We start from the raw sequence: 4589 nt of genomic DNA, 5'->3' as shown, positions 1-4589 counted from the left end.
GAAGTCTTGTAGTTGAACGCGTTCGGCCCCCACTGGTAGGCCAGCACCCAGACGTTCTTCGGCGCGAAGTAGAACAGCGTCGGCGCCACCGTGCCGGAGCTCATGCCGTTCTGGCTGGCCGAGGCCATGTCGGACCAGTTGGTGAAGAGGCTGAAGTTCATCGAGCCGTACGACCCTCCACTGGAGACGTTCGACGCGTAGACCAGGTGCTTGCCGTTGTACATGACGCTGGTGAAGTCCTTCAGCGACACCCACCCGGACTTCGGGTTGGTCAGCGCGCCGGTCGACGACCAGCGATACGTCGACGGCAGTGAACAGTTCCCGCTCGGGCTGGTGCTCGGGCTGGCGCTGGCGCTGGCACTGCGGCTCGGGCTGGCGCTGGCCGAGCCGGGTGAGCTCGGCGAACCGCCGACCGGGCCGTTGCAGGCGGTGCCGTTGAGCGCGAAGTCGGTGGGGACCGGGTTCGAGCCGTTCCAGGAGCCGTTGAACCCGAAGGCGGCGTTGCCGTTGGTGGGGATGCTGCTGTTGTAGTTGGCATTGGTGACGGTGACCTGGGCGCCGGACTGGGCGACCGAGCCGTTCCAGAGCTGCGTGACGGTCTGTCCGGCGCCGAACGTCCAGGTGAGGCTCCAGCCGTTGACGGCGTCGCCGTAGTTGGTGACGGTGACATTGGCGTTGAAGCCACCCGGCCAGGAACTGGACACGACGTATTCGACACGGCAGCCGGCGGCCGCCTGAGCGGTGTTCGCGGTCAGCACCGCGGCGGTCCCGGCCACGGTGAGGCCCGCCGTACAGGCGACCACCACCCAGGACCGCGAGCGAGGGAACTTCATCAGGTCCTCCGGAGAAACGGGGCGTGGTCGGGCGGCGCGTCAGCCGCCCGTGCGGTCGACCGTCTCGCACGCCTCCGCCCGGTCAGACAGCGGAGAACCATCCGGCGGAGATAGCTCCGGGTGGGACCGGCCGGACACTCGGAAGCGGGAGACAGGCGTCCGCGAATGTTATCGCTCACATGCACGCCGTCAAGTGACGCGGGAATGCTCGAGACTTTCGAAATTCTGCAAGGAACCGCGATTGCCGCCGGCTCCGGTGTGGTGCGCCCGGAAATGGCTGAGCCCTGCAACCGGCGCGGCAAAAGTGTTATGTGCGGTACTGCCGCGCAGTCGCGTGTGATGACGTGAAACTTCCATTCCTGGTCGTTTACTCCACCGGGTTCCGAAGGAGTTTCGGAATATGTTGTCTTCGCGTGATGGCCGTGACAACATCGGCGCGCACGAATCCCCAGTACGGCATCGCCCGGCGTTGCACCGCGACGTCCAGCGTGACGTGTTCGTGGAAGGAATCGCACGATGTCAAGACACAGAGGTTCGCTCGTCGCGGTAATCGCGGCGGCGCTCGTCGTGGTCGCGGCCGGGTGGCAGGCCAGCGGCCACGACGCGACCGCGGAGGCGAGTACCAGCGGCACGCTCGCCACCACCGCCGGATGCGGCAAGGCTCCGGCCCTCACGAGCGGCACCCGCTCCATCCAGAGCGGCGGCCAGAATCGTACGTACATCCTCAGAGTCCCCGACAACTACAACAACAGTCATCCGTACCGGCTGGTCTTCGGACTGCACTGGTTGAACGGCTCCGCCAATGCCGTCGCCTCGGCCGGCTACTACGGGCTGCAGCCGTTGTCGAACAACAGCACCATTTTCGTGGCGCCCCAGGGCATCGACAACGGCTGGGCCAACACCGGCGGCCGTGACCTGACGCTCGTCGACGATCTGACCAGCCTCATCGAGAACGGTCTGTGTGTTGACACCGCCCAGGTGTACGCGATGGGCTGGAGCTACGGCGGCGCGATGAGCTACGCGCTCGCCTGCGCCAGGCCGAACGTCTTCCGCGCGGTCGCGGTGCTGTCCGGCGCGAACCTGAGCGGATGCAACGGCGGCACGCAGCCCGTCGCCTATCTGGGCATCCACGGCACGCACGACAGCGTGCTGAACATCTCGAACGGACGGTCGTTGCGCGACACGTTCGTCAGGAACAACGGGTGTACCGCGCAGAACCCGCCCGAGCCGGGGCAGAACAGCCTCACGCACATCGCCACGAGCTACTCGGGCTGCCGGGCCGGATACCCGGTGCGCTGGATCGCGTTCGACGGAGACCACACACCCAGCCCGGTGGATGGTTCCACCAGCCCCAACGACTCCCGGACCTGGACGTCCGGGGAGGCCTGGCGGTTCTTCACGCAGTTCGAGAGCACCACGCCGCCGAGCTCGACCCCGCCGAGCTCGCCGTCCTCGTCGCCGTCGACCCCGGCGTCATCCTCGCCGCCCCCGCCGTCCGGTGCCAAGCGCATCGTCGGCGCGCAGTCGGGTCGGTGCGTCGACGTGCCGAACTCCTCGCGCAACAACGGCACCCGCGTGCAGCTGTACGACTGCCACAGCGGGACGAACCAGCAATGGACGCTCACGTCGAGCCGGCAGCTGACCGTGTACGGCAACATGTGCCTGGACGCGGCGGGCTCCGGCAACGGCGCGGCCGTGCAGATCTACAGCTGCAACGGCCAGGCCAACCAGCAGTGGAACGTCAACAGCAACGGCACCATCACCGGCGTGCAGTCCGGTCGGTGCCTGGACGTCTGGGGCACCGGCAACGGCCAGCAGATCCAGCTCTACGACTGCAACGGCCAGGCCAACCAACGCTTCAGCCTCAACTGACCCGCCATGTCGCCGGTGGTCGAACGGCCACCGGCGGCATCTTCAACGGTAACGGCCACGACTACGTCACCGCGGCCGACCGGTAAGGCCTCATCATCGTGCTGCCCGAGGCGACGCGCAGCGGCAACTGCTTCGACGTGTCGACGCCGGCGGCCCTGCGACGTAACGGCGGCAGCGACTCCACCGGCATCATGTCGATGGTCGCCTACGCCCGCCCGGGCCGTGCCCGTGCCCGTGCCCGTGCCCGGCGATGATGGCCGCCATGCCGGTGCCGTGACCGTTCGGGTCGTAGGTGGCGTCGCCCTTGTTCGTCACGATGTCGAGGCCGGGCACCACTTTGCCGACGAGGTCGGGCTGGTTCGCCGTGGCGCCGCTGTCCAGCACCGCCACCGTGACGCCGTCACCCTGGCAGGAGGCGAAGAAACGTCTACCCGGCGCCGCACCACCTCGCGGACAGGACGGGAGCCGTCGCGTCGCAAGACGAGACAGCCGTATGAGCGCCACAGCGCACGCAACGGCAACGGCGGCGCCGGTGTTACCGTATGCGCTCCCGGACCGAAGGTGAGCCCGTGCAGACACGTCCGACTGGTTCGCCGGAGCCGCGTTCCGTGGCCAGCTGGACCGGCGCCGAGATCAACGCCGTCGACTGGTTGCGGTGGCTGGGTCACCCCGACGCCGGCCGGACGACCGGCGGCGCCGGCGACGGTGTCGACGTGCGGGGCGCGGGCATGGCGGCGCGGGTGCAGTGCGACGGCGCGCCGGTCGGCGACCAGGCGCTACGGGAACTGCTCGGCGCCGCGCAGCACGCCCCGGGTGAGCGGTACTGCTTCAGCGACGCCGGCTTCACCCGCGATGCGGTCTCGTTCGCCGACGACATCGGGATGGCGCTGTTCACGTTCTCGACCGTGGACGGGCTGATCACCCCGGCGAACGAGGCGGCCACCGTGGTGTTCCGTGCCTCGCCCGGCCGGCCTCGCCCACAGTCGACCGCGACCACGCACGCCCGGCCACGCACGCCGCCGCTGCCGGGGTGGGTGCGCGTGCTCGGGGCGGTGCCGTTCGTCATGTTCGTCCTGGGCCTGCTGTTCCTGGCAGTCCTCAGGGCCATGACCGACACCGCGTCCGACGCGATGGCCGACCTCTGGGCTGGCTGGATGACCGTCGCCGTCCTCGGCGCCGCCGGCGTCGGGATCGTCGCGCTGATCCGCAAGGCCAACGACCGCTCGTAGGCGCTCCCGCCGGTCTCCCCGCGAAGGTACCGCGTGCATGTCGTCGAAGCGATGCCCGCCCAGCGAGGGCCGGTCGTTCCTTCGCATCCGCCAACGTCCGGCGGTAGCGCGAATGCACCCGAGATGACAGCACCGCACACACCTGGCAACCGGCCTCACCGCCGCGGATCCGAGCCGTGATGACCAACCCGGAGTCGGCGTCCACGATCTCATCGATCTCGATGCGGTCCAGATGAGGAAGTAGCTGCCCGATGGCAACGCGCACCCAGGCAACAGATCATCGTCCGACATCCATCACACAGTTCGTACCAGAGCCGAGAACTGGCGCCAGATGGTCGTGGGTTTGGGCACCATGATCACGGTTGAACCGTGATCGATGGTCGCGAGTGACGGCACCACTGTTGGCCTGTGGCTATGGCGCGTGGTGAGTGTTGATCGTGGGTTCGGAGGTGTGCTGCTGGAGGCGTAGGCGGGTGAGGCCGAGCATGTCGATCAGCCAGCTGGGGCCGCCGGTGATGCCTCGTCGGGGTCTCAGTAGTTTCAACGCAAAAACAACGCTAAGAGCGACCGGCAATAGGTGTCACTTGAGTCGGCGGGTTGTCGGTCGGGTGTCCCAGCGGTAGTGCGTGCGTGCGCGTTGGATGAGTTGACGGAT

General features: G+C 68.0%; 4 protein-coding genes. 2 read left to right on the top strand and 2 right to left on the bottom strand.

Annotated elements, in window-relative coordinates:
• Positions 1-833, bottom strand: an 833-nt coding sequence (locus tag ABZ321_RS58110) for a non-reducing end alpha-L-arabinofuranosidase family hydrolase (protein ID WP_354905668.1), incomplete at its 3' end; no start/stop codon positions are given.
• A gap of 516 nt (positions 834-1349) precedes the next feature.
• Here ABZ321_RS58110 and ABZ321_RS58105 point away from each other — a divergent pair.
• The gene (locus tag ABZ321_RS58105; RefSeq protein ID WP_354905665.1) at positions 1350-2705 is read left to right on the top strand and encodes a ricin-type beta-trefoil lectin domain protein; all 1356 of its coding nucleotides are present in this window, start codon (positions 1350-1352) and stop codon (positions 2703-2705) included.
• Between the two features lie 189 nt (positions 2706-2894).
• Here ABZ321_RS58105 and ABZ321_RS58100 read toward each other — a convergent pair whose 3' ends face one another.
• On the bottom strand, positions 2895-3209 hold the full coding sequence (locus ABZ321_RS58100; protein WP_354905663.1) for a S8 family serine peptidase: 315 nt from the start codon (positions 3207-3209) through the stop codon (positions 2895-2897).
• A gap of 65 nt (positions 3210-3274) precedes the next feature.
• Here ABZ321_RS58100 and ABZ321_RS58095 point away from each other — a divergent pair, with 65 nt between their 5' ends.
• Entirely contained in the window at positions 3275-3934 is a 660-nt protein-coding gene (locus ABZ321_RS58095) for a hypothetical protein (RefSeq protein ID WP_354905661.1), read from the top strand.
• Positions 3935-4589 lie beyond the last annotated feature (655 nt).

The sequence above is a fragment of the Dactylosporangium sp. NPDC006015 genome, from assembly GCF_040614215.1.
Classification (GTDB): Bacteria; Actinomycetota; Actinomycetes; order Mycobacteriales; family Micromonosporaceae; genus Dactylosporangium; species Dactylosporangium maewongense.
Note: the sequence above shows the minus strand (reverse complement) of the source record. Positions and strands in the feature narration are given on the sequence as shown.

Coding starts and splice junctions, on each gene's coding strand:
- ABZ321_RS58105 (WP_354905665.1), top strand. CDS start 1,350: ATGTCAAGACACAGAGGTTCGCTCGTCGCGGTAATCGCGGCGGCGCTC.